Origin of the sequence: Altericista sp. CCNU0014, assembly GCF_044923475.1 — a bacterium.
Classification (GTDB): Bacteria; Cyanobacteriota; Cyanobacteriia; order Thermosynechococcales; family Thermosynechococcaceae; genus JAAURS01.
In genome coordinates this window covers 1797918-1823271 of sequence record NZ_CP137338.1, presented here as the reverse complement: position 1 = coordinate 1823271, position 25354 = coordinate 1797918, and the positions used below count along the sequence as shown (strand labels likewise).

The window sequence follows — 25354 nt, the reverse complement described above, 5'->3', positions numbered from 1 at the left end:
GTTGCGTGATGAGCTAGAGCTACAAAAGCGAGCGATCGCTACCCATCAAATCCATGAAAAGTACTGGAAGTATTCTATGCAGCAGCTTCTCCTTCTAAACTTTTCTTCCAATTACTGCAAGTAAAATCAGACGCTCCTTTCGCCACCTTCTTTACGATCAAAGTTCCAATCAAAACGGCAAGAGCTTGAGGTAAAGCAAACTGAGTAACTAAAACTGGAGATAAAAATGCAGTGACCTTAGCGGCTGCTTCTGTGGTTTTATCGCTCATCACCGTAGACAATGCTTTTCCAAGCTCACTATCTTTATCTATATCAGAACAAAGGTACTTATACGCTTGAGCATTTATAGGAGCAAAGAAGTCTTTGCCAGCATTTAAGAAATCATTGAGACCACCCTTCGGCACTGTATCTATATCTTCTTCTAAGGAATCCAACGAATCATCGGTTTCGCCAGACACGCCGCTTCTTGATTGCGATTGTGATCGCATCCCGATCATTGCTTCTAATTCATCTTCATCTAGTTCGAGCAATTTCTGGGCTAAATCATTAATCTCAGCCATATTTTTGTGCCTATTTATATCTCATGACAAATTAAATTGAAGACTATAAATCCTAATACAGCCTCTGCCATAATCCTACAGGACGACCGAATCCTATCAAAGCCCTTTATCGACAGCTTTAGATTTTTGTATGATTTGTTACGAAAAATTCACTGAGTCAACGGTTGCACAATAGAAATTTTGGGTTTTTCCTCCATGAAAGCGATCGCCTAGCTTTCAGTACAGCTAAAGTTGAAGCGATCGTAGAATCGGGTGTCAAGCCTCGCCGGGGTATCGCATTCCCAACCGTTTCAAACCAGCGCACTCCACCCCGGCACTCCACACCCCGCGCCCCTAAAGCCCCGCGTCCCGCCCATAGCCAACCCCAGGCGCTTTATTCTACTGCCTAGTTGGGGAGTCAAGGCCCTGCGGTTCTCCCTCTCTCCGTTCCGCTAGATCGTGAATCGGTGAGGATGCAAAACGCGATCGCAGCTCCACTCCGTTCAGTCCGAGCCTCCGGCGAGTTGCGCGAACAACGTCTAAAGGTTTGTTTCTGGAGAGAACCCCAGACCCCCACGCGCAAGCCTTGACCTGCATACACCCTGGAAACTCAAGATACAGGCAGTCTAAACGCCCCATTGAGTTTGGTTATTTGTTATGTCCAGTTCCATTTCTCTGTCCTGGTCTCATTGTCACATCGTCGCACGCAACGGCGGCTGGTCGCGTCTAGTAAATGTACCCGTTGAGCTAGCTGAAAAGGCATGTACTCGTTTAGTCGAGTTAGGTGCCAGTTCCGCTTCAGTCATTGAGCCAGGTATCATTCAGTTCAAAGCAGGCGCTAGCGTTTGCGGCTATCTGGTCAGCGTCTTTCCCTGCTGTCCAATGGCATAGTTCGGTTTGGGGGCTTTGCCCCCTTTTTTTATGGCTTGGCTCAGTGAGACGCGATCGCCAGTCCAGACCTAGCCACCACATCTGATCGATAGCGCTCCATCCTGGAAAATACCGTTGTGTTCAGCCGCTTCGTTCCTCAGCCGCTTCACCATTACATTTACAAGGCACCGCCTCCACTCCGTTCCGGCAGTGCAACCCGGACAGACAGGCAAAGAGGCGATCGCTCATATCAGCGGTTGTGCTGTCGCACATGGATTTCCCTGCTTCCGGTACTCGTCCCTGCGCTCCTCAGCAGGCGGCGCTCCGTTTCGCACAAATGGTTCGGCAGCCTAGCACGGCATCGGTGGAGCAGCAAGCCTACCCTTCGGCCAAAAAGCCGCAATTTGCGGATGCGCCGTTTGTTCATTTTTTTAGAAGTTGGCGCGTTTAACACAGGCGACTTTTTGGGGCTTGCCATCCAACCCCGGCGATGACTCAAGGGCCGTGCTTCATCCTCTGGTTGGGGTGCTCCACTCCGCGCCACTCGGAGAGGAGAGAAGCGAAAAAGAAAGGGGTAAGGGTACTGGCATTTCGGTCGGTTCACCCTGAGCGCCCACCAACCAGACGGCATTTTTACCAGAGCACCAATTGCTGCGTCCTCACCTCCAACCAATCTGGCGCTATTGCCTCCGGGGTTAAGGGGTGCAGCTCTACGGCTATACCCTTGGCGATCGCATATCTAACTGTCCCCCAAGTTCCGCTTCCCTTCCAACTGTCCACCGTCAACCCCACCGGACAAACCTTATTTGGCCAAGCGTGCAGCGTTCCACCCACAACCACTAGGGCATCCACCATTGCACGGCTGCGCCTTTGCAGTTGCCAGGGTTTCCAGCCCTCCGCATCGTATCGGTACAGCTTACAATTTTCCGCCAACTCCCGCGCTAGCGCGTCCAATCCCCTTGCATCACCAGCGTGCAGCGTTTTGTCAGGGGTCAGCAATTGTTTCAGATCTTCAATGGCCTTTATTTCCTGGGTTGGGGTCAACTTCCTGGGGCCAGTCACGCCAATATGCATAGAGGCTTTCGGTTCGCTTCCTCTCTATTATACCTCAATTGATTAGTACTAACCAGTTGATTTATTGTCCTTTCCGTCCTTATCTATCGACCTTCTAGCCGACAGTTCCAATTCTTCAATCGTGCAACCGTAGAGCTTGCAGAGGCTAGCAAACTGATCGACCCGCATCTTGGGCAGCGTTCGCCCCTGTTCCCAGTTCCGCACCGTCGAGACAGCAATGTCTAGCTTGACCGCCACCTCTTCAGCCTTCAACCCTGTCTTTTGTCTGAGTTCTTTCATATCCATAACTCAACTTTACAGCCAACTTAGCACCACTCCGTTAAGCCTAATCAGTTAGTACCTTGAATGTCACATTTTACTAATCAATTAGTACTAACCGATTGACAAAAGCACTAACCAGTTAGTACAATAGTCATAGTTGAGTTGAAGTTTTATTCCCATGGTCACTCGCGAAAATCTGATTTACTCTGCCTCCGCTGCCGCCCGAATTCTGGGCATCATTTACGGTCATTCCCGCATTGTCGTTCGCGAATGGTGCGCTGTGATCTGGGTTTGGGTGCCCGGTCATCGCCCTCGGTTTATGTCAAAAGCCGCATTCAAACGACATTTCGTCGAACGGCGCAAAGCTGCTGCTCGTGCGCTGAGAGTCACCCAGCACATCATGAATCCCACAGCTTTTACAGTCAGAAACGAAGCAAAGGGCAGTACCTACACCGTGCAGACCGTTCCGGCTGGTTTAGTTTGCCAGTGCGAAGACTACCGCAACCAAGTGCAATTCCTAGGGCATGGGTGCTGTAAACACAGCTACGCCGTACTCAATCACTTAGGGTTTAACAGTTTAAGCAGTTATCTCAATGCAGAAAAGTCAGACCCCATCAGTGTCTTAGCCGCCTAAATTTGTCCAAACTTTAGCCAAAGACTCAAAGCCCCTGCTGAACTTTAGCGAGGCAGCAGGGGATGACCCCCCATTCAGAAAGGATCGCTTAGATTATGACACCTTACGAAATCGAATGTGAACGAGAACGCCGAGACCAAGAACAGAGCGAAATTGCAACAGAGTGGTACAGCGATGGTCAAGCCGATGCAGGCTTAGGGCAACTCCCCCGCTGGACAGATGAAGCTTACCTAGCAGGCTATGTCTCCAGACTAAATCAGCTCCCCAAAAATCCAGACGGTACCATCCAGCACTACACCCCACGGAAACACTTTGCCTTTGGCTTCATGGACAGCCCCGACGACTGCACCTGTGATGAGTTCTAGACCCACTGGGGCAGCAAAACTGCCCCGCCCTCAGAAACCTTTAGAGACTATCGCCATGAACCTACTAACCGACGAAATCAAACATCAACTTCCCCCGCTCTACAGCACTGAAAATACCCCCGATCCGACTGCTTGGGTCAAATTCTTCACCCCTGACGCATCCTGGACATGGTACGCAACCGAATTCGACGGCGAGGACACCTTCTTTGGACTAGTCCAGGGACAAGACGAGGAACTCGGCTACTTTAGCCTGTCCGAATTGCAAACTTTGCAAGGCCCATTCGGTTTAAGGGTTGAGCGAGATCTCAGCTTCAAACCCACACCGCTCTCAGACCTTAGAACGGCAGCAGCAGCCTAATTTCCATGCACCTAATCGGGAGTGGTGCCCCAGCATCAACTTTATTCTTGGAGTGAACCATGCCAACCCAAGCCACCGCAGAAAAAATCATCCCCATCTCCGAAGCCAAAACCCAGACCCCTGAAATCCTGAAAAGTAAAGGCTACCAACGCCCCATCCTAGAAATTCTGGCAGACTTGCAAAAGCCCATCCCCAAGCGGTTCATCAAAAGCAAAACCTTGAAGGGGCAACGCATTGATTTTGTCTCTTGGTACAGCTACATTAGCTTGCTGGAGTTCTACTCCCCTGGCTTTTCTTGGGAAGTTCGCACCCACTACAACGGCGAAGCGCAAGCGCGACGAAAGTCGTTCGCACCGTCATCGAAGGTCGCCTCACCCTCCGCGCCGCCGAAGGCAATTTTGTCCGCGAAGCCACCGGAACCGAAGACAACGAGATCGATAGCTGGGGCGACCCATCCAGTAACGCTGAGGCGATGGCGCTAAGAAGGTGCTGCGCCAAATTTGGCCTCGGACTCCATCTGTGGGAGAAATGATAGCGGTACCCCAAAGTGTTTGGAGGGAAGGCCATGATAACTTTAGAATCGGCTCACTTGAGCAGGGTCAGCATAGCCTTGGAATTGACTCATAACGTTGCGAGATTTAGGGGCGGTTAACCCATCAAAGAACATGCCAGATAAAATTCAAGCCAAAGACATTGAACAAGAACTGAAGCGTTTGATCGCAGAGGCCACCCAGATTGAACCTGGATTGGCCAGCAGACTAGACGAGATGCGCCGCTGGATTAAAGACAAAAAGCCCGGTCAGTTGATGAGCAAACGCCACGTCATGGATTTCCTGATCGAGCTGTGCGTAGATGCCAGAGTCTGGCTTGACCTGCAAAGCCTTGAGTCAGAGACAAGACAGACTTGTGTAGACCAAATGGCCCCAGCCGAACAATACTGGTACACCGATCTCTTTCCCCGATGGTTCAACGAGCCAGACCCCAAACTCTCCATCTGGAAACAAAAACTGATGGCTGGGGAATTCGACCAAGAAGACAAAAAGCTCATTGATAGCCTGTGCAATCGGATCGACGAGCGCCAAGGCAGCTCTTGGGCTTGTTACATTCTCGATCTATCAATGGCAACCGACTTGATTGCGAGCGGCACCCTTAAACAAACCTTGTGCGTCCAGCTCACAACCTTATCTGATCGGCTCTCGGTGGATAAAAAAGTCCGCTGGGAGCTGACCTTGAGATACTGGAAAATCCAGCGGGCGCTATTTGTCAGCTTTAACCCGAAGCGCGATCGCACTGTGCTGGAAAACCGTCTTTTACAAGAAAGCGATCACCTTCCGGCCAGTTGTTACACTGAGATTGAGATTTAAATTGGGGCAAAGCCATGACGATTGAAAATTCTGTCATCCAGAATGCCATCCCTGAGCAACCCATCCAAGAGACCACTTTGGAGTCATTGAGGGCTGCGCGGACACTGCAAAAAATGCGTCGTTCTCACGGAGTCAATCGAGTTGACCTAATTGTGAACGACGTAGAGGGCGACTGGCTAGAGCAATGGGGCGAAGAAGAGGCCGTAGGCTCAAAGGCAACACCGGAACAAACCCAGTAAATGGGTTAACCACCGCCGTCAGTCCTAGATTGAGATAAACTTTGAGATAAAAATTTTTGAGATAAAGATTGAGATAGCCTATAATCCTTTTCAGACAAGCCTTACAAAAACTCTGCTTAGCTGATTTGTAATCAGCCGGTCGCAAGTTCGAGTCTTGTCACCAGCTTTTAGGATATTTGACCCATTGTCTCGATCGGTTTCATCATGACGATATTTTTGGGTATTTAGGTGAGTTGTGATGGCAGAACCCGCAACACCAGACAGTGTTTTAACGCCTGAAGAGCTTCAGACATGGCATCGAAGCATTGCTGAGGCCAATCGTCATAATGTGTTTTGTCACTGTCGTCAGTGTCATTCAGAATGGGTTGCTTCAAGTCCTAAGCCTTGTCTGGCTTGTGAAGGGCAGGATATTGAATTTATTCTCTGCTGGCAGTTTCCTGATGGTTGATTGAGGCGATCGGTAATATGGCTTACGCGAGACGTTTTTTTAAGAGCGATCGCCCAGTGTCTCCGCTGGCGAAACTGCCCTGAGAGGGCCAGCAGAATCGACCAGTCAAGAGGAAAAGCCGGAGAATCCGCGTGGCCCGAACCTCTATCCGCTGCCCAGAAAAGTTCTTCTCTATAAGGATCTGTTTGAACTTGCTGCTCTTGTAGAAGACTGAGAAACCTTGTCATAATTTTTTGAATTGACGCTGCCCAAACCATTGCTGAATCTCAATATGGCGGTTTCTGAGCTAGGGCTGTTAGAGTTTAAGGAACAAGGCGACGGATTTCTAACATGAAGGCTATTGAAGAAATTAATTTTCATGCTTATTTAGAATCTGTCCTCAATGACCAAGCTTACAGTGACTGTCGGCATTTCTATACGCATACAGATGGCGCGATTCGACCCAAGATCGATTTGAGGGTGAAGCGATACCAGTCGCCAAGAACTGACGCAAACCAAAAAACAGAAAGCAAAGAGGTTTTATCGGTTCTAGATGGGCTACGCAAGTATCAGTCTAAGCATGTTTTGTTAGTGGGTAAGCCTGGTTCAGGTAAGTCAACGGCTTTAGAGAAATTGCTGTTGGAGGAAGCGGAAAAGTCCAAAAGCGATGCTCAAGTCAAAGTTCCAGTGCTGGTTAGATTGCGACAGTATCAAACCTCTGTGCTGGATTTAGTAAGAGATTTTTTGATGGGACATGGGTTCTCTGAGATAGGTCAGCTTGAGCAATTGCTAACTCAGGGCCAATTTTTACTGTTGCTAGATGGGGTGAATGAGTTACCCAACCAGATTGCCCGGACTGATTTGGAAAACTTTCGGGGCAGATACCGCAGAACCACCCCAATGATTTTGACGACGCGAGATTTGAGTTTGGGGGGAACAGTAGGGGTTGAACACAAGTTAGAGATGGAACCCCTGACTGTCCCTCAGATGAATAAATTTGTTAAGGGGTATCTTCCCGATCAACACCAGCAGATGTTGCAGCAGATGGGCGATCGCCTACAGAAATTTGCTGAAACGCCTCTTTTATTGGTGATGCTATGCGATGTCTTTGAGAAGCACCTAAGAATTCCGGCGAATTTAGGCGAAGCCTTTCGAGAGTTTGCCCAAATCTATGACTCCAAACTAAAAGAATCGAATGTTCCAACTCATGAAAATTCTCAAATCGTCTGGCCTGAACTATTACAGCACCTTGCTTTTGTAATGATGCAGGGCAGTTCTTCCACAGAATTGAATCTAACTATTTCTAAGCAGGAGGCAATAAAATTAATTCATCAAAAATTCAAAATCTCCCATGAAAAAGCTTCATTATGGCTAGAAGATTTATTGAAATATCATTTACTTCAGATAAATAATTGTGACGAAATTGAATTCCGCCACCAACTAATTCAAGAATACTATTCGGCTGAGTATTTACTTCAAAATCTAGACAAGATAGAGCAAGAAAAGGTAGTACATGAATATCTAAATTATCTAAAATGGACAGAGCCTCTAACACTTATGGTAGAGTTGTCCGAAAAAGCAGAGCAGATTCTCCAGGTTGTAAATCTAGGACTGGAAATTGATCTGGCGCTTGGAGCAAGACTAGCTGGATCGGTAAATGCTAAGTTTGCAGATAAAGCCATTGAATTGATCGTACAGAGAAAGATCAATCAAATACTTAAAATCAAAATACTTGGAAAAACAAAATCCATAAATGCACTTCCATATTTACTTAATGCGTTGAAAGATCGCGAAGCTGTGACTCGGGTGTATGCAGCTTCAGCATTAGGGCATACCGAATTTATTGAAGCAGTACCAGATCTACTTAATAGTCTAAATGATGACGATCCAAATGTTAGATCAAAAGTAGCAATCTCTCTTGGCGAAATTGGTTGCTTTGATGTGGCTGAAATACTCTTAACCCGACTGACAGATAATAGTGAAGTTAGTAGTGTTCGTTTTAGTATTGCTTTTGCACTAGGGAAAATTGGGAATTCAAAAATAAATTCTATTTTAATAGAAGAACTTTTTAATGCTGGCGAAGAGGACTGGCTAAGAATTACAGTTGCTCTTGAAAAGCTTGCCAATGAAGATACGGTTTTAGCGTTAATTGAAAAAATCAAAAATGGAAGTACTGAAGACAGGGACAGAGGAATTTATACTCTTGAAAAGATTGGCGGCAAAATTGCAATTCCTGCTCTTAAGGAAATATTAGAAAATACTAATGAATGGTGTTTAACTCGTGCGGCAGCAGCAGAAGCATTAAGCATTATTGGCGATAATTCGATTCTTCCAATATTGATTCGTTTTTTATATGACGAAGATGTATTTGTTCGTTCTGGATGTGTCAAAGCTCTTGGTAATTTTGGTAGTGATTATATTATTGATATTTTGTTGAAAATTTTAGATACTGGCGATTATAGAGATCGTCAGTCAGCAATCTACGCACTAGGCTCCATTGGCAGTGAAAAAGCCGTTCCTAAACTCTGTTCTATTCTAGAGGAAAATATTAATCTTGACGATTCTATCAATATAGATAAAGACGAAGGTGAGAATGATATCAAAGCTGCTCAATTAGCCATAAAAAATAGATTAATAAATCTCAATAAGAAAAGTCTTCGAGTTCCAGCGATAAGAGCATTGGGTGAGATTGGTAGTGAAAAAGCTATCCCCGTACTAGTTCTTCTTTTAGATAAACATGAATCAGTTAATTTTGTTATTCATTCATTAGGTAAAATACAGAGTAAATTGGTTGCTCCAATACTTGTTAATGTTCTCTCTAATCATCAAGATCCTGAAATTCGATCTGGAGCAGCTATTTCCATTGCAAGAATTGCTGATGAGTCTACAACTCTTATGCTAATTGCGGCATCAAACGATATAGATTGTGATGTAGCCAGTAGCAGTATCTACGCGTTAGGAAAGGTTGGAAAAATAGAAAATCTTTCATTTTTGACCAATTTCTTATTAGATTCAATAAATGAGAAATTGATCGATGCTTCTCTGATAGCAATTTCTGAGATTCAAAATCGATGTAAGTTTTATAATTTTTCATTAGACTTACCTAATAGCTTCCTCAAAAAATCTAATATGAATCAAAAATCTATTTCGCGTATTATTGTTGCCTCTCCTGGCGATGTACAAGCTGAGCGTGACTTATTGCCAGGAGTCATTGACGAACTTAATCAGGGTATTGCCGCTGATCGCAACCTCAGACTTGAACTGGTTCGTTGGGAGACAGATTCTTTCCCTGGATTTCACCCCGAAGGCCCACAGGGTCTGATTGACTCTGTTCTCAAAATTGAAGACTCCGATATCTTGATCGGGATATTCTGGAAACGCTTTGGAACCCCTGTGATGGATGCCAACTCTGGTACAGAGCACGAATTCCTCGCTGCCTATGAAGCTTGGAAAGAGAAGGGTTCACCACAAATCATGGTCTACTTTAACCAAAAACCCTATAACCCAAGCTCAAGTAAAGAATCTGAGCAATGGACACAAGTTCTAAGATTCAAAGAAAATTTTCCTGAAGAAGGCTTGTGGTGGAAGTATGAAGGTGAAACGGATTTCGAGCGCAAGGTTCGAAACCATCTCACACAATTTATTCGTAAACATCACCCTAACATTGGGCAAGGCAGTATCATCCCCGCATCTGCTGATATTCCGTTAAGTAACCAACCCTATTACGATCTCCGTGGTGCCCAAATTGGAAACCTCGCCAATATCGTCCAAGGCAATCAACACAGTACCCAAGGCTAAATTCATCTTCCCAAAACTCTTGCAATACAGCCTCAAAGGAGGTTAAACCATGATTCAAAACCTAGAGCATAAGCAAATGGCAATAGAAACCTTCAGTCACACCCTTAGAGATAACAGCCCTGAAATCCGCGCCCAATCCGCTGAAGTATTGGGCGTTATTGGCAGCCATACAGAAGTACCCGAATTGATTAATGCCCTCAAAGACAGCAACGCTCAGGTTCGTCTAAACGCCACCAAAGCGCTAGCCAAAATCGGCGATGAAAACGCCATCCCAGCCCTCTGCCAGCTCTTATCAAAAGACCCAGACGATGAAGTTCGCTCCAGTGCAGCCAGCGCCTTAGGGCGCATTGGCAACGACACCGCCCTAAACATGGCGGATGACGCAGACATCGAAGCCAGTAAATCCATTGCTGTGTTCACCGCAAAAATTCAGCAGCTATTGACTCAATTCGAGCAACATCAACCCCAAAGCCCCGAAATTCACCAGTCCGTCGCTCAAATCCTTCAGCAACAGCCAGACCTCAAACAAACATTGCATCAATTCCTAAGTCCCTCCTCCATTCCACTCATCAAAGCCTTAATTCAGCATCCTCTGGGGCAAACCATGCTAGATGCCATCTGCCAAGAAGTCGCAGACTAGCGCGAGGAATCATCTAGGTGCCCATTTCCAACGAACTCAGAGAAATGCGCTTTCGCTCTCTCTGTCAAAGCTTATTGAACGATCCAAGCGCGAGCGTTAGAGCTGAATCCGCATTAGCCCTTGGCAGACTCAGAGACGAGAGAGCCACCCCAAACCTCTGTCAAGCCCTTACCGATGAAAACGAACAAGTTCGCATTAATGCCGTCACCGCCTTATCTATACTGGATGAGTCGCTAACCTCCAGCGATATCGTAACCCTTCTAATCTTGCTCCTTCGAGTCCCAAAAGCGATGTCAGAGACCCCAAAATACGATCTTCGCGGAGCCAACATCGGCAACTTCGCTGAAACAGTTCAAGGCGACCAGATCTCCACTCAACAAAATTATGCAGCACCCCAAAATCTAACAGAAGCCGCAGCAGAGATTCAAAAACTCTTGGAGCAATTGGCTCAAAGCAATCCGGCCATTAGTGAAGAACAAGATCAGAACGCGGCGCTTGAAATCCTACACCAAGAAATAAAACGTAGTCCCACTCTTAAATCTCGTTTGCTCAACGCCCTTAAGTCAGGAGGCACTGAAGCTCTCAAACTTGCATTAGAAGCCGTATTCAAAAATCCGTTGGTTGCAATTCCAGTCGAAACCATTAAAGGTTGGATCGAAGCAGAGTAGAGGCTTATTGATGTCAGCAAAATGAGGTGAAAGCTCCGAATTATAGTAATCTTCTTCTCTTCAGCAAGCTGACGTGCTAGCACTCGCTTAATGACGATCGCATCGTACTAGAAAGCCGCCTTTTATAAGAAAGCGATCGACTTCCGGCCAGTTGTTACACTGAGATTGAGATTTAAATTGGGGCAAAGCAATGACGATTGAAAATTCGTTAGTGTCCCTAGTTTTTCGCCACAGATTTGAGACGGTCATGCTTGGTATGGTCACGCTGTAAGACCAAGAAGAAAATGGTCAAACAACTGTCTTCATTGGGGAACGCACCAATTTCATCGGACTTGTTCCTAAACTCTCGAAACAATCGTTCGAGCGCATTAGTGGTTCGGACGAGTGGATATAAGGATGGGTTCAAATCATAGAAATTAAAGGTCAAAACAATATCTCTCAAAAAGGAGCGGATGGCATTAGGTTCAACAGACTGCCAAGTCTCGACAAAGACCACCAATCGCTCAATGGCTTCCATCCAATCATCGGTTTTATAGATGTCATAGGCGTCAGTCTTAATCTGGGTATAGCGAAGCTTCTTTGCTTCTGGAAGGTCTAGGGTCTGACCTTGCGCATCTTGGATGGATAAATTCTCATAGCCCAGATGACGCAGCATTGCCCTGATTTTATGAGTGATGCACAGTTGATGCTGGGCCTGAGGTACCCAGGCTTTGAGCACAGCGGGCAATCCATTGGTCCCATCACTGACGACAACCTCAACCCCATCAAGCTTCAATCCACGCTCCTGTAAACCCTTGAAAAAAGACTCCCAGGCGAATTGAGATTCACTCTCGGCAATCTCATAGTGCAAGATTTCACGAGTGCCATCTGGATAAATGGCCATTGCCACTAAAACAACCCGTTCTTCGGCTTGACGCAAGGCGCGCACATGTCCAGCTTGGTCTTCAAAGGTTTCCCCGCTTGCATATTGAATTCTCACCCAAACACCATCGACAAGCAAAATGGGTACAGCAGTGGTAATTTTTGCCGTGCGCCGTTGATTCATCTGCTGTTGAGCGGCTTCTGTGATTCGGTTGATGGCATTGACCGATAATACAGCCCCGAGTAATGGATAGAGCGCTTCTTGCAAGTCTCGCAAGGACAGGCCCATGACATACAGACTTAGACAAAAGTTTAATAGACTGCCAAGGCCCCGTTGATAGCGCCCCAAGATTTGCCAGTCTCGGTCTCTGTTCCCATGGCGCAGCTTGGGTACCGACAAGGATTCGATGCGCCCGTATTCGCTATCAAGGACTCGCTTGAAGTAGCCAGACCGACGAGGTCGTTCTCCCGCAAGCTGATTGAGATGCTCTTGTAATTCTTCGCACAGAGCTGCTTCTAAGACGCTTTGCGTAACCCCCAGAACCTCTGTATTCAGTTTTTCCTGTAGGACTTCGTTCAACTCTGGATATGGATTTTGGGTTTGAACCCGCAGTATTTGGGCTTTGCGTGTGACGATATCCATTCTCTGTTGGCCTGAATCTCTTATCCTCAGACCTTTTCACGCTTTGGCCTCTATGGCGAAAAACTCAGGACACTAACACAGAAAATTCTGTCATCCAGAATGCCATCCCAGAGCAACCCATCCAGGAAACTGCTTTAGAGTCATTGAGGGCTGCGCGGACACTGCAAAAAATGCGTCACTCGCATGGTATCAACCGAGTTGACCTGATTGTGGACGACGTAGAGGGCGACTGGCTAGAGCAATGGGGCGAAGAAGAGGTCGTAGGCTCAAAGGCAACACCAGAAAAAAACCAGTGAAAGGGCTAACCACAGACGCCAGACTTAGATTGAGATAAACTTTGAGATAAAAATTTTTGAAATAAAAATTCTTCACCACCCTTGGAGAATATCAATTGCTATAGGCCATAGGCTCATCCCTCTGAAATTGTTGCCAGGATGAGCGCAAGGGTTGCGGTGCGGGGTGGAAAGCATCATAGACCATGAGCACATTGGTCAGCGATCTCCGGGGTTTTACCAGTACCTTGCCTCGGTATGCCAGCGCCGTGGAAGATCCTCCATCTAAGTTCATCGCCTCATAACACCCGATCGACTTCATAATGCTTGCTTCCTGGCGCAGCGTAATCGGTGTTATGAATGTTGCAAAAAAGAGAGTTTTGTGACTCTTAGAAAATCCGATCGCACTCCTTTTCGCTACCCCCATTACGTTTGGATCGGTAAACCCCTCTTTGCGGGGTGCAATCCAGAGGGTTCCTTTGCGCAAGAGCCGTGGTCCAGCGGTAAGAGAAAACCAATGTCTATTCCAGTCCGGTTTTCCATCTGTACGTGCCGTCACCATCTCCAAACGGTTCCCTTTCTGAAAACCTAGTGTAGTTCCATAATTCTCCGAAGATGAAAACTTTAGAACCTTGCCCCCAGCTACCATATTCCCCATAACCCGCTTCTGGACATCGGTGCTAAAAAATGTTCCATTTATCATTGCCGCAGACGGATGGCGAGCCACAAAGCGGCTGAAGGGCTCAACCCCGCTTGTATATCTTGGATCGTTAGCGCGAGTGGCATTACGGGCCAAACCAATATTCAACAACACGTTGGGATTGCGGAGATCGATGATAGTGAGATAGAGATGAGTTCCGCCCACCTTTCTCCGTACCATCCGAATCGAACGATCCGGAACTGCCGCGATCGCTTGTCCTGGATGAACAACACTTGCCTTATGAGGAGAACCTACTCGCTTACTTGCGGAGAAAGGACGAGGAGACTGTTTTGAGGATGTTTCAGGAGTGGGACTTAGAGGAGGAACGAGCCATTGGCCAATCAGAACCAAGATAAGACTTGTTGTAAAAACGATCGGAAAAGGATATTTATTTTTATTTTTCTGAAGAGGGGGTTCAGAATAGGTCATAGCCTCTAATTTAATGTCTCCAATGGCATACTTCAGTGTTTTAACTTACTGAAAAGACAACTTCACAGGCGAATGCACAGACTCTTTGCTAAAATTAGCAATTCTTAATGAAAAGGATTTCAATTGGCGGATTAATGTTGACGTTGACAGCGAGGTTTAGGGTCTATTTAGGATCGAGGATTAAATAACCTCCAGAATATAGGAAGCGTGATAGCTTGAAGATCCTTTCCTTATCTGTTTTTAGATGAATCCCTACCCCTTCGCTATTGAGCAGCAAATGCAACGGCTTTACAAGTCCTTAAATGAAAAGGATCGTCGTCGTTATGGGGCCATCGAAGCTGCGAAACTGGGATGGGGTGGAATATCGTACATTAGCGCTCTGTTTGGGTGTGATTATTACACGATTCGATTGGGGCTATCAGAGTTGGATGATTTAGTGGCCATGAATCAGGCGGGGATTCGGGCAAAAGGCGGGGGACGCAAATCAGCCTTTGAGACCGTCGAGGGACTGGATGAAGTCTTTATTGAGGTGCTAGAGGCGCACACCGCAGGGTCGCCGATGGATGAGGGGCAGAAATGGACAAATCTCAAGCGTCAAGAGATTGCTCAGTTGATCGAAGTTGACGGAAAAGCCATCAGCGTTACCCTCGTTGACCAATTGCTTAAAAAGCATCATTATCGCAAACGCAAAGCTCAGAAACGACTGTCTACAGGAGAAACCGCCCATCGTAACGAACAGTTTGAAAACATCAGGAATCTTAGAAAAACCTATCAAGACTCAGGTCATCCGGTTTTAAGCATGGACACTAAAAAAAAGAGTTGATTGGACTCCTGTATCGAGAGGGTCGTTTGTATACCCAACAAGAGATTCAGGTGCTTGACCATGATTGGCCATCCCTGGCAGAGGGGGTTGCCATTCCCCATGGACTATACGACTTAGACCTGAACATCGGCTATGTGCAGATTGGGGTCAGTCATGACACGGGAGAGTTTGCCTGTGACTCGATTCGCTACTGGTGGAATCATTACGGTTCCATGGAGTATCCGAAGGCCAGTTCTATTTTGATCCTCTGTGATGGAGGCGGGTCTAACAGTTCACGCCACTATCTGTTTAAGCAAGATTTACAGACATTGGTCAATGAATTGGGGATTGAGATTCGCATTGCCCACTATCCACCGTATACCTCAAAACACAATCCCATTGAGCATCGTCTGTTCCCTCATCTGACACGGGTGTGTGAAGGTGTCATTTTTGAGTCGGTGGAAACTGTTAAAGATTTGATGGGTAAAGCCAAGACGAAAACGGGTCTGAAGGTCTTGGCGACGGTATTAGATAAGGTGTATCAAACGGGGCGAAAAGTCACCCAGGCGTTTAAGGAATCAATGGAAATCGTTTTTGATGCTTACCTGCCAAAATGGAATTACACCGCCAAGCCTCAAAAAGCTTAATTCTGGAGGTTATTTAATCCACGATCCTTAGACAAACCCGACGCTAAGGCTGTACAGCCGCTCTGAAAGGACTGGGAGAGCTGCCTAGTCAAGCGGAAAAGGCCATGAATAAACCTCAACCGAACCTCTATCTACTGCGAGGTAGATTAGGTTGTTGGATCTTCGATGGAAAGATTGGCAATTTGACTGAAGTCTTTGGTATTGCACGTTAGCAATATTGACTGATTTGCTATAGCGATCGCGGCGATCTTCAAATCCAGAGAAGCGTCGTATCCTGTCTTAATCAGCTTGGATAAGGCCGCTCTGGTTTACACTACGTTCACTTCGCTTTTCCCAAAAAGAGTTCCGATGCTGCAAAAACGATTGCTCCTGACAGTTACCCCATACATGATACTGATTACAGGCAATTGTCTATTACCAGGCAACAAAAAGGAAAGAGAGCTTGAAACGATTTAGAATCAAGCTCTCTAAGGATCGAGGATTAAATAACCTCCAGAATATAGGAAGCGTGATAGCTTGAAGATCCTTTCCTTATCTGTTTTTAGATGAATCCCTACCCCTTCGCTATTGAGCAGCAAATGCAACGGCTTTACAAGTCCTTAAATGAAAAGGATCGTCGTCGTTATGGGGCCATCGAAGCTGCGAAACTGGGATGGGGTGGAATATCGTACATTAGCGCTCTGTTTGGGTGTGATTATTACACGATTCGATTGGGGCTATCAGAGTTGGATGATTTAGTGGCCATGAATCAGGCGGGGATTCGGGCAAAAGGCGGGGGACGCAAATCAGCCTTTGAGACCGTCGAGGGACTGGATGAAGTCTTTATTGAGGTGCTAGAGGCGCACACCGCAGGGTCGCCGATGGATGAGGGGCAGAAATGGACAAATCTCAAGCGTCAAGAGATTGCTCAGTTGATCGAAGTTGACGGAAAAGCCATCAGCGTTACCCTCGTTGACCAATTGCTTAAAAAGCATCATTATCGCAAACGCAAAGCTCAGAAACGACTGTCTACAGGAGAAACCGCCCATCGTAACGAACAGTTTGAAAACATCAGGAATCTTAGAAAAACCTATCAAGACTCAGGTCATCCGGTTTTAAGCATGGACACTAAAAAAAAGAGTTGATTGGACTCCTGTATCGAGAGGGTCGTTTGTATACCCAACAAGAGATTCAGGTGCTTGACCATGATTGGCCATCCCTGGCAGAGGGGGTTGCCATTCCCCATGGACTATACGACTTAGACCTGAACATCGGCTATGTGCAGATTGGGGTCAGTCATGACACGGGAGAGTTTGCCTGTGACTCGATTCGCTACTGGTGGAATCATTACGGTTCCATGGAGTATCCGAAGGCCAGTTCTATTTTGATCCTCTGTGATGGAGGCGGGTCTAACAGTTCACGCCACTATCTGTTTAAGCAAGATTTACAGACATTGGTCAATGAATTGGGGATTGAGATTCGCATTGCCCACTATCCACCGTATACCTCAAAACACAATCCCATTGAGCATCGTCTGTTCCCTCATCTGACACGGGTGTGTGAAGGTGTCATTTTTGAGTCGGTGGAAACTGTTAAAGATTTGATGGGTAAAGCCAAGACGAAAACGGGTCTGAAGGTCTTGGCGACGGTATTAGATAAGGTGTATCAAACGGGGCGAAAAGTCACCCAGGCGTTTAAGGAATCAATGGAAATCGTTTTTGATGCTTACCTGCCAAAATGGAATTACACCGCCAAGCCTCAAAAAGCTTAATTCTGGAGGTTATTTAATCCACGATCCTAAGATATTTAACATCTCAGTTTTGATGGAACAGTGCGCGATGCGGCAGTTCCCTAGAATTTTTACTCGCGGCGATCGCTATGTAATATTTTCAGGCTTGGACTCAAGTTTTGGTGCGGGAACCTTACTGGCTCGACAAGCGACGGAAAAGTCCGAGTCTGTCAGGGGCTGGCAGACTGTTATTGAGGAATGGAGAGATCTCCATAAACCCGCAAGGTTAAATATTGGTTTTTACTACTGCGCTGCCATCCCTAGACTGGTTGAAAAATATAGGCTAGACCTACAGATGATATCAGAGCGTATTGGTAATGTTCAGCTCCCGAGCAGCTTGAAGCGTTTTCTTTTCCGCAAAGTAATTATTTAGAAATGTGGTTGCAGTTGACAAAATAACTGGAGATAGAATAAACGCCAGCAGTCCGTGCATGCTAAAGCCAGGAACCAATAACGAAGCAAGCCAAAAACACAAGCCATTCACAACTAGCGAAAAGGCTCCAAGGGTTAGAAACGTGATCGGTAAAGACAAAGCCGATAGCACTGGCTTAACAAAGCCATTCACCAATCCAATTACGACCGCTGCCAATAGTGCCGCCGGAAAGGTTGCCAAATCTACGCCCGGTACGACTAGGTCTACTACTAGCAATCCCAAGGCAGTCGTCAACGTCGTCAAAAAGAAAGCAAGCATAGCCATTCTCCATTAGAACAACAAATCAATACTTTATATGGAAGAGCCTTGACTCTTCTTTGAGATCACCCAAAATGCATGGATAACGCCAGGAACCCAACCTAATACAGTCAACAAAATGTTGATAACCAAAGTTGCACTAATACCATAGGCCAGAAAAACACCTAAGGGCGGCAGAAAAAAGCTCAACAGGACTTCAATGAATGTCATAACACTACCGTTAGTTGATGGCTAAGATACATGTAGCACGATTGCAAGAATCAGCAGTCTACCAATTGCCGTAAAGAAATTAGGTCAATTGGTATAACTAGTAGAAAAGCTAAAAAGCGGCCTAAAAATCTCATTCATCCTTGCATTAGCCCCCAATCTCATCCCTGGGGTTTAAGCTTTAATAGCAAACATTGAGTCGATAGAAGCAAGTAATGATTGTGAAAGTTTTAGACCATCTCTAAGGCTTATTAGTTTTAGTGGTTTGCGCTCTCAAAATCTCTCTCAGGCGCTGTTTCAATTGGTGTTCTTTCTGAGCCACAGAGCCACCAGCAACACCAGCTGTCTCGTTCAGTTTTTCCTGCTGTTGCTGTAAAGGATCTGAACCACTTGCCTGAGCCGTTTCGACTGCTTGACGGTATCGCTCAGATGCATTTTCTAGATGCCCCTTTGCTGCTTGATACTGAGGGCCATAGCGCTCTGTAAGTTTGCCATCGAGTTTTTCAGCTTGGTGCTTGAACCGAGCAAAAAACTTTTCCCTAACGGCTACCGACATATTTTGGAACGCTTGCCTAAGAGATAGATTTTCGGATTTATTCGGTTCCTGAGCGTCAAAACCAGCTGAGTTTTGCGTTGCTGCGGAAAACGTGCCCGTCCCAATTTCTCGCAATTCATCCGAGCCTCGCCTTACCTCAGCGACGGTTTGGGAAGCTGCATCTTTGAGAATATCTCGAATGCGCGCCAATCTAGAGCCACCTTTAACGTTCGCTTGCTTGAAGTCTTCTGTCACTCGTTTTCTAATGGAATCTGACATAGTTTACCTTCTACTCAAAGTTATAAAGAACTACTCGCCGGAGAACATCGCACTGACAACTGCTTTGCTGCAATCTTTTTAATATTAAAATTTCTGGCTTGACAGCATCACAGCGATTTAGCAGGAAACAAGATTTTTTACCAACCAATAACGCTTCATTTATTAGTAACGCTACAGGTAAGTAAATACCGATCTACTCGACTACCTGCACAGCTGGGTTTCTAGCTCTTAGAAACAATCCAGCTCCGCAAAAATACTCAAAAGACTAACTTTTCTTGCCTAGCTTTAGTTTGCTGCGATGTCGACAAAATAAAGACTAAGTAAAGGCCTTCATGAAATTGCTGGTTGTATTAATTAAGTAACAGTACTATCTTTACAAATTCACTGCGAGGTTTTGAGTGCGGATAACCGTCAAACTTACCGTAACTCACCTACAATAACGTTAAAGTACCAATCTTATCCCCGTCCAAAGGAGGTATTTTAGCGCGTGCATCGTAAGACCTCCACTCAGCATCCGGCCCGCGCAATCGCTTGCAACACTTTTGCCTTGCTGCATATTAGTTTTTTTGACGTCCTCAATCCGAAAGTGGCAATAGGAGATCGGGTCGAACGACTCTTTACGAGACACAGATCTACGGTTTGCTTCCCACACGAGATTTTGTTAGCTGCGATCGCCTCTACATCTACATCTGCATTACAGACCGCGCGCTCAAGACCTTGCAGAGGATAATTAAACTACGCAGCTTCAGATCTAATCCAAACGCTCCTAAAAAACTTGTGCGGATGCTCCTCGCCGGGTTTGACTTTAATGTCTTTACAAGGAATACCTTCACTTCTCGCGATCGAACCGTCATCGCTCAGCAGTTGAAATCGATCCTCGCAATTTGGATAAAATAAAACACTTTCTGGACGAAAATCTGATGGCATGCCCGTTACTTCCATTAATTCTGGGTCTTCGTGTCTCAGTCCCGACCATTGGTATAGCGCAAATCGATCGCTACCATCGTATGCACCTGCAATAACGATGAATGTATTTTGACTTTGCCAATATTCAAGACTTCGGATTCCAAGACCGTTTAGATCGAGTTCGATGGGTTCGCCCAACATGGCATTGGTATTTTGTTCGAGCAAAGCCCTCGGATTGAGTAAAGGAACCAGCAATGCTTTACCTTCAGGAATGGGATTGCGGAAACCGATCAACAGCTCCCGATCGGGCGTGGAAGCTAACCCTTCAATGTTCAAACCTCCCTTCTCTTTAGGAGGTAATTTTTCTGCGTCCTCGAGTTGATACTTTTTCAGCCGCTTATCCTTTAATACATCCTCCAAGAGCTGCGTATAAGAAAGCCCTACTTGTTTGAAAAGCTTTTCTGGATCGTCCGTCAATAATTGATTGGCAAAAAATTGACGTCGTTCTGGCTTGAGCTTGCCGTTTTTATTCCTTCCATGAGAGGAAATCCAGTATATAATTCTGTCAATTTGAGCGACTCCTTCAATGTCTACTTCATCGCTTTTAGGGTTGTTATCAAAGTATTGATTTATATCTATCCGACGGTCTGATTTTCCTGAATGATGTGCTTGATAAACTCTTAAAATATTGTCTTCATCATTGGCTACAACAAAACGATTTTCATCGAGGGCAACGGCTCCCGATGCATCGCAAATCCCCTGATGTTGTAGCTCTTTTTCAACGCTAAACCTGAAGCTTTCCATCGCAAGCGCTACTCCTAGGTGTTTTCGAGCAACTTTAATTAAATATACTCGACGCAGCCTGATATTTTTGTCGGTGGACCGTTCTGGTACGCTTCGCTTTAATTTAGCTCAGTCATTTCTGCTGCAAAACCCATAACTTCGGATCCTCTAAGCGCGTGGGGTTATTCGCAGGCAATCTTTAGGCCCCTTCCCGCTCTGCCCAAACCGCCCCTCAACCATCTACCAGAAACCTCGCCAGAACGAGCGATCGTAGAACTGAAGCCGCCCGTAACCAATAAACTGACTTCGGACCTTTTCTCCGACTGGTGCTGCTGTCACGCCAAATAAATACACGCCTCCCGTGTTCGGATTGTTGTAGGGCCGCAATCCAATCGTGAGAGTGGAGCCGGGCAGAATGGGCGGGTTGAAGGTCAGTTCGAGGGTGTCTGGATTGACGTTGACAGCTTCGACCGTAGCAGTTTGACGGCGATCGCCGTTCAGATAAGCATAGGTGCGCTTTAGATTAAACTCGACCGTATCCACTCCCTCCGCCTGCTGGAGCATCACTTGTCCGAGCGGCTCGCTGGCATCTTCGGGCACCTGAAGCGTAAACAAATAAGTAGCACCCCACGCCCAGGCTTGGTTATCCGTAGCGGACACCTTACCCAAGCGGGGCACTCCCGCAAACTGAACCGTCCCGTCCGCGAACCGAACTGCCGCGGCGGGATGGCCGACTAGGCTCCAGCCCATTATCCCTGCGGCTAGAACCGCGACGCCTCTGCGATGATTTTTATAAGACCATTGGGCAAAATCCGGCTTCATGGGATGTACCTGGAGACTGAAACAGAGGCATCGCTCGCGGTCAGACGTTTTCCGAATGACCGCTTTGCTCGATTTGAACGCGAAGGACTGCCAATTGCGCCGTCAATTCCCGTAGCTCTCGCTCCAAGGCGCGATCGACAGAAGGGGAAGTGGATGCCGCAGTGTTGCTGGCAGAGGGCGTAGCAGGCGACCCCGCGCTATATTGAGTCACGACGCTATCGACAAACTTACGGGCTTCTACTTCAGCCACTGCGCCTTTTTCGGCCAACTGCTCGGCAAACGCATTGGGATTTGACCGCATTTGCATTAAATTTTCCTCTCGCTTTTGCGGGTCTTGGAGAGACTCCACCAGCGACGTGGTGGCACCCAACGTCACGCGAAAGCCTTTTTTGAGAAAATCGATAGCCGTATCCGAATTCATCGCAGCACCTCACATAACCCTGATACCCTTAGGGTACTCATCTTCTATTTCCTCTGACAACTCCATGAGCGATCTTCATATTTCGTGGGATGACTATCACCATACAATCGAAGCTTTGGCTGTTGCCGTCCACCAGTCAGGCTGGACCTTTAACCAAATTGTATGCCTTGCTAAAGGGGGATTGCGGGTGGGAGATATTTTTGCCCGGCTGTTTGACCTGCCCCTTGCAATTTTGTCTGCGTCTTCCTACGGAGGGATCGACAATCAAGAGCGCGGTTCCATTACCTTCGGTCGCGACCTCGCGATGACGACGCCCAATCTCGGCAATCGCGTTTTGGTGGTGGATGACTTGGTGGATTCTGGCATTACGCTTAAGAAATCGTTGGTATGGCTGGACCGCCAGTACGGGTTTTACATCGATGAAATGCGGACGGCGGTGCTGTGGTGCAAGGCTTGCTCCGAGTTTACGCCCGATTATTATGTAGACTTTCTCCCCGATAACCCCTGGATTCACCAACCCTTCGAGCGCTATGAAAAGCTAACTGCTGCCGAACTGGCGGCGCAAAAGGGTCCAGTGCAGGGGTGGAGGAGCGATCGCCTTGCCCGGCCCTAGCGATCTAAAGCAATAACGCTCATGCTCCAAGGGGGCAGGTTGACCTGAACCCCAGATTTAATCCGACCCAAGTCCTGACGAGTGGGTTCTACCCAGAATCCATACCGGGACTTGTCGTATTCGGCTTTGCCGTAGGTGACTTGTTGGGCCTTCCACGGTCCCGCGGCGCGACGGAGCTGGAGCGGAAGCTTGGCAGCTGTTTTAGAGTTGAGATTAAACAACAGTAAGCGGTAGCCTTTCCCTCGCGTGGCAGCATAGGCCCGTAGGCTGGGAAAGGCAGCAGCAATATTCGTTTGCAGCAGGCGTTCTCGGGGTGCGGCAAACTCGCCAAAGAGGGCGGCGGCGCGGGCTGTTGGGAAGGCCGTCCCGAAGGGTATGACAGGGACGCTGCGGCTACAGCTAGGACTGTTACTGGGCAGCCCCAAACTAAATAAAGAATAGGTCGAGAAATTTTGCCAGCCGTAGAGTTTGGGGTTAAAGTCCCCAGTCTCGAGTTTTTTGTGGGCGGGATGGGTGCAGTAGTCTTCAATGGTCTCCCACGGAAAAACGCCTGCAAGGCCGAGCTGCGCGCCTTCGGCATACATGAGGCCGTGGTAGAGCGCGTTGACGATGGACAGGGTTTGCCGATTCGGCTTGCTGGCAACGTTGTTGAATTCACCAATCAAGATGGGGACAGGGCGATCTCCCATTGCTTTTTTCAAATCGACCATCTGCGCTTTAAACTGCGGCACGGCTTTGGTTAGCAGAAATTCGTCGCTGCCACTGTTGGGTTCTTGGGGGTAGTGGTGAACTTCTACAAAGTCGTAGCGCGCGCGCCTGAGGACGGTTTGGGTCCAGCCGTGTGGGTTGGACGTATCGTACTGATTCACGACTACGCCGACCCGTGCCTGAGGGTTTACAGCCTTAATTTTAGGGTAGAAGGCATTGGCTACTTTTCTGGCATAGGTCGCGGCGTCGTGGGGCTTTTCGTTTAAGTCCGTGGACCAAGTGCCAAAGACTTCGTTGCCGACCGTCCAGAAGGGAACGCGATACCCTTTGGCTTTTGCATCTGCTACCCAAGCGGCGGCTTCGGCGGGGTCGCCGCCGCCCTTGCCCGTGGCATTGCTGCCGTAGTTGAGGGTAATGGCCACTTCCACTTGGGCGGGCTGGGCTAAGCGCCGCATGAAGCGATCAAAGCTGGAGTTGGGATGCGCGTACCAAGGCGGGGTCAGCCGATGGGTGCGCCATTGATAGATATCGGACTCGGATCCTCCCGGCCACCGCACAATTCGCGCTTTAGTCCGTCGGATCATCTCGACGGTGCCGGGACGCATCGCATCGTTGGTGACGTGAAGGTTCATGCCGACGGGGTGGGGAGAAAGCGGCAGCAACGGGCGATCGGTGCGAACTTCAATGCCTTTTACGCGCCTTTCAGGTGCTTTTGCTAAGGCAGATTTGGTGGTTGTAGAGAGGGCGGATGGGCGATCGCACCCCCCAATTCCCAGGAGTACGATCCCGAAGAACGGGTAAAAGAACTCGATCTTGAACTTGGGAAGATCGCTCATAAAGACGAACTTGGGAAGATCGCTCATAAAGACAAAGAAACTGATGAGTGCAAGATAGCGCAAATCGCTGCGCCAGCATCTTCAACGATAAACCCTGTCTCGATCGAAAAGCGAAACTTGCGAATTTTTAAGATCGAGAGAACTCCGCCTGCGCGAGCGCAAGGCCAAACCCTCGACGGGCTTGTTTTACGGATGCATTTTTGATGCCGAATGCAGTTGCTTGTAAGGCAAACCATTCGTAACATCGCCCGGTTTCTACCCAATGCACTTTGTCATTGCGAAGTCATAAAACTGCGTTGACCGATTCAGCCGTTTGAGTCAATCCAAAACCCCCTGCCATCAGTTCCTGCAATCGCTTGATAAAACGCGCTACCGGAGCACCGTCCGTTACATCGTGGTCAAACAGTATTGTCAGTCCCACGTACTCGCGAATCGCAATCCGAGCGTCTGCAATTCCAGGTCGTTTTGCGATCGCCCCTATCGCCACGATCAGGGGATGAATCCCGATCGGAATCCCCCAGCTCATTCCGGTTTGACCCGCCATTCCCAGAGCAGTCACTGAAACTGTACCCATCCTACGCTTGACCTGAAACGGATCGCGAAACAACGGTTGCCAGAAGAAAAAATCTCGCACAAACGATGGCAGCATTGTAAACAAGCCTGTCAACCAAGCGGCGCGAGGCGAGTCAAGTTGTACTTCTCCTGCGATCGCAGGAAGTTGTTGGGCGGTGCGGATTTCTGAGTGGATGGTAGCAACTGTTTTCTCGTTTGCTTTGCGAATAATGTAAGGCATCGGGAGCGTATTGCCTTCACCGGGTTGACCGACCGCTCGTTCCACGATAACCGACACGTCTACGTCGTCAAAAATGACTAACTGCCGTTTCCCCTTGCGGAGCGCGTGGATGGACTTGTGTTCGCTGACGGCTTGAGCGAGACACTTCACGATCCAACTGGTAAAACTGATACCCTGACCCGTCTTCGCTTTCTGGGCGCGAATGGCATCCCGTGCATCTGTCACATCAATTTCAAACAGGATGGGAATATGATGTCGTTTACTACCCCACATTAAGGTATCGATCGTGGGGTTGCGAACATTTGGGAACTTCCGTGTTTCAAAGCTTCCAACTAAATCGGGGCGATACATTTCTTGCCTCCTTATATTTTTTGCGATCGAGCGTGAATTGTTATCTTTGA

28 protein-coding genes and 2 pseudogenes are annotated in these 25354 nt (G+C 47.4%); 17 read left to right on the top strand and 13 right to left on the bottom strand.

The features are described 5' to 3' along the window. Positions 1–74: 74 nt before the first annotated feature. Entirely contained in the window at positions 75–560 is a 486-nt protein-coding gene (locus R6H26_RS09160) for a hypothetical protein (RefSeq protein WP_404790152.1), read from the bottom strand. Positions 561–724: 164 nt separating this feature from the next. Here R6H26_RS09160 and R6H26_RS09155 point away from each other — a divergent pair, with 164 nt between their 5' ends. The 3 genes from R6H26_RS09155 (at position 725) to R6H26_RS09145 (ending at position 1763) form a co-directional block, all read left to right on the top strand. Beyond that, positions 725–949, top strand: a complete 225-nt coding sequence (locus tag R6H26_RS09155) for a hypothetical protein (RefSeq protein WP_404790151.1) — start codon at positions 725–727, stop codon at positions 947–949. Between the two features lie 247 nt (positions 950–1196). Continuing rightward, positions 1197–1430: a hypothetical protein gene (locus R6H26_RS09150; RefSeq protein ID WP_404790150.1), complete on the top strand. Its 234-nt coding sequence runs from the start codon at positions 1197–1199 to the stop codon at positions 1428–1430. A gap of 114 nt (positions 1431–1544) precedes the next feature. Further along, entirely contained in the window at positions 1545–1763 is a 219-nt protein-coding gene (locus R6H26_RS09145; RefSeq protein ID WP_404790149.1) for a hypothetical protein, read from the top strand. 279 nt (positions 1764–2042) lie between these two features. On the opposite strand, the gene R6H26_RS09140 is transcribed toward R6H26_RS09145, so the two are convergent. Both R6H26_RS09140 and R6H26_RS09135 read right to left on the bottom strand, forming a co-directional pair. Next, positions 2043–2483 carry a hypothetical protein gene (locus R6H26_RS09140; RefSeq protein ID WP_404790148.1) on the bottom strand — a complete coding sequence of 147 codons (441 nt, stop codon included), beginning with the start codon at positions 2481–2483 and terminating at the stop codon, positions 2043–2045. A gap of 48 nt (positions 2484–2531) precedes the next feature. Then, positions 2532–2768 (bottom strand): helix-turn-helix domain-containing protein, encoded by a 237-nt coding sequence (locus R6H26_RS09135; RefSeq protein WP_404790147.1) that lies wholly within the window; start codon positions 2766–2768, stop codon positions 2532–2534. A gap of 154 nt (positions 2769–2922) precedes the next feature. On the opposite strand from R6H26_RS09135, the gene R6H26_RS09130 reads away from it, so the two are divergent. The 10 genes from R6H26_RS09130 (at position 2923) to R6H26_RS09085 (ending at position 11237) form a co-directional block, all read left to right on the top strand. Then, positions 2923–3378 carry a hypothetical protein gene (locus R6H26_RS09130; protein WP_404790146.1) on the top strand — a complete coding sequence of 152 codons (456 nt, stop codon included), beginning with the start codon at positions 2923–2925 and terminating at the stop codon, positions 3376–3378. Positions 3379–3473: 95 nt separating this feature from the next. After that, positions 3474–3743, top strand: a complete 270-nt coding sequence (locus R6H26_RS09125) for a hypothetical protein (RefSeq protein WP_404790145.1) — start codon at positions 3474–3476, stop codon at positions 3741–3743. Between the two features lie 55 nt (positions 3744–3798). Beyond that, positions 3799–4101: a DUF2958 domain-containing protein gene (locus R6H26_RS09120; RefSeq protein ID WP_404790144.1), complete on the top strand. Its 303-nt coding sequence runs from the start codon at positions 3799–3801 to the stop codon at positions 4099–4101. Positions 4102–4160: 59 nt separating this feature from the next. Continuing rightward, positions 4161–4583: a hypothetical protein gene (locus tag R6H26_RS09115; RefSeq protein ID WP_404790143.1), complete on the top strand. Its 423-nt coding sequence runs from the start codon at positions 4161–4163 to the stop codon at positions 4581–4583. Between the two features lie 183 nt (positions 4584–4766). Next, entirely contained in the window at positions 4767–5465 is a 699-nt protein-coding gene (locus tag R6H26_RS09110; RefSeq protein WP_404790142.1) for a hypothetical protein, read from the top strand. Between the two features lie 14 nt (positions 5466–5479). Next, positions 5480–5704 carry a hypothetical protein gene (locus R6H26_RS09105; protein WP_404790141.1) on the top strand — a complete coding sequence of 75 codons (225 nt, stop codon included), beginning with the start codon at positions 5480–5482 and terminating at the stop codon, positions 5702–5704. A gap of 235 nt (positions 5705–5939) precedes the next feature. After that, positions 5940–6152: a hypothetical protein gene (locus tag R6H26_RS09100; protein WP_404790140.1), complete on the top strand. Its 213-nt coding sequence runs from the start codon at positions 5940–5942 to the stop codon at positions 6150–6152. 330 nt (positions 6153–6482) lie between these two features. After that, positions 6483–9929 carry a HEAT repeat domain-containing protein gene (locus R6H26_RS09095; protein WP_404790139.1) on the top strand — a complete coding sequence of 1149 codons (3447 nt, stop codon included), beginning with the start codon at positions 6483–6485 and terminating at the stop codon, positions 9927–9929. 49 nt (positions 9930–9978) lie between these two features. Further along, complete coding sequence (locus tag R6H26_RS09090; protein ID WP_404790138.1) at positions 9979–10569, top strand: HEAT repeat domain-containing protein; 591 nt, start codon at positions 9979–9981, stop codon at positions 10567–10569. A gap of 17 nt (positions 10570–10586) precedes the next feature. Continuing rightward, positions 10587–11237, top strand: a complete 651-nt coding sequence (locus R6H26_RS09085) for a HEAT repeat domain-containing protein (RefSeq protein ID WP_404790137.1) — start codon at positions 10587–10589, stop codon at positions 11235–11237. A 217-nt stretch (positions 11238–11454) separates the two neighbouring features. Here the strand turns inward: R6H26_RS09085 and R6H26_RS09080 are convergent, their stop codons facing one another. Further along, positions 11455–12741: a transposase gene (locus tag R6H26_RS09080; protein ID WP_404783412.1), complete on the bottom strand. Its 1287-nt coding sequence runs from the start codon at positions 12739–12741 to the stop codon at positions 11455–11457. 170 nt (positions 12742–12911) lie between these two features. Between R6H26_RS09080 and R6H26_RS09075 the strand changes: the two genes are divergently transcribed. After that, positions 12912–13037, top strand: coding sequence for a hypothetical protein (locus R6H26_RS09075; RefSeq protein WP_404790136.1), 126 nt, complete (start codon positions 12912–12914; stop codon positions 13035–13037). 91 nt (positions 13038–13128) lie between these two features. Here the strand turns inward: R6H26_RS09075 and R6H26_RS09070 are convergent, their stop codons facing one another. Further along, on the bottom strand, positions 13129–14142 hold the full coding sequence (locus tag R6H26_RS09070; protein ID WP_404790135.1) for a phosphodiester glycosidase family protein: 1014 nt from the start codon (positions 14140–14142) through the stop codon (positions 13129–13131). 244 nt (positions 14143–14386) lie between these two features. On the opposite strand from R6H26_RS09070, the pseudogene R6H26_RS09065 reads away from it, so the two are divergent. After that, a pseudogene (locus tag R6H26_RS09065) lies at positions 14387–15591 on the top strand (ISAzo13 family transposase). 545 nt (positions 15592–16136) lie between these two features. Beyond that, a pseudogene (locus R6H26_RS09060) lies at positions 16137–17341 on the top strand (ISAzo13 family transposase). Positions 17342–17660: 319 nt separating this feature from the next. Here the strand turns inward: R6H26_RS09060 and R6H26_RS09055 are convergent. From R6H26_RS09055 to R6H26_RS09030, 6 genes are all read right to left on the bottom strand, one after another. Next, positions 17661–18050 carry a phage holin family protein gene (locus R6H26_RS09055; protein WP_404790134.1) on the bottom strand — a complete coding sequence of 130 codons (390 nt, stop codon included), beginning with the start codon at positions 18048–18050 and terminating at the stop codon, positions 17661–17663. A gap of 33 nt (positions 18051–18083) precedes the next feature. Further along, complete coding sequence (locus R6H26_RS09050; protein ID WP_404790133.1) at positions 18084–18260, bottom strand: YqaE/Pmp3 family membrane protein; 177 nt, start codon at positions 18258–18260, stop codon at positions 18084–18086. 238 nt (positions 18261–18498) lie between these two features. Next, on the bottom strand, positions 18499–19071 hold the full coding sequence (locus tag R6H26_RS09045) for a hypothetical protein (RefSeq protein WP_404790132.1): 573 nt from the start codon (positions 19069–19071) through the stop codon (positions 18499–18501). Positions 19072–19806: 735 nt separating this feature from the next. Continuing rightward, positions 19807–20781, bottom strand: a complete 975-nt coding sequence (locus R6H26_RS09040) for a DUF3616 domain-containing protein (protein WP_404790131.1) — start codon at positions 20779–20781, stop codon at positions 19807–19809. Between the two features lie 219 nt (positions 20782–21000). Further along, positions 21001–21582, bottom strand: a complete 582-nt coding sequence (locus R6H26_RS09035) for a DUF2808 domain-containing protein (protein ID WP_404790130.1) — start codon at positions 21580–21582, stop codon at positions 21001–21003. Positions 21583–21622: 40 nt separating this feature from the next. Beyond that, positions 21623–22003, bottom strand: a complete 381-nt coding sequence (locus R6H26_RS09030; RefSeq protein WP_404790129.1) for a hypothetical protein — start codon at positions 22001–22003, stop codon at positions 21623–21625. Positions 22004–22067: 64 nt separating this feature from the next. On the opposite strand from R6H26_RS09030, the gene R6H26_RS09025 reads away from it, so the two are divergent. Continuing rightward, the gene (locus tag R6H26_RS09025; protein WP_404790128.1) at positions 22068–22616 is read left to right on the top strand and encodes a phosphoribosyltransferase; all 549 of its coding nucleotides are present in this window, start codon (positions 22068–22070) and stop codon (positions 22614–22616) included. Here the strand turns inward: R6H26_RS09025 and R6H26_RS09020 are convergent. After that, positions 22613–24187 carry a hypothetical protein gene (locus tag R6H26_RS09020; protein WP_404790127.1) on the bottom strand — a complete coding sequence of 525 codons (1575 nt, stop codon included), beginning with the start codon at positions 24185–24187 and terminating at the stop codon, positions 22613–22615. The genes R6H26_RS09025 and R6H26_RS09020 overlap by 4 nt on opposite strands. Positions 24188–24443: 256 nt before the next feature. Beyond that, positions 24444–25304: a 2-oxo acid dehydrogenase subunit E2 gene (locus R6H26_RS09015; protein ID WP_404790126.1), complete on the bottom strand. Its 861-nt coding sequence runs from the start codon at positions 25302–25304 to the stop codon at positions 24444–24446. Between the last annotated feature and the right edge of the window lie 50 nt (positions 25305–25354).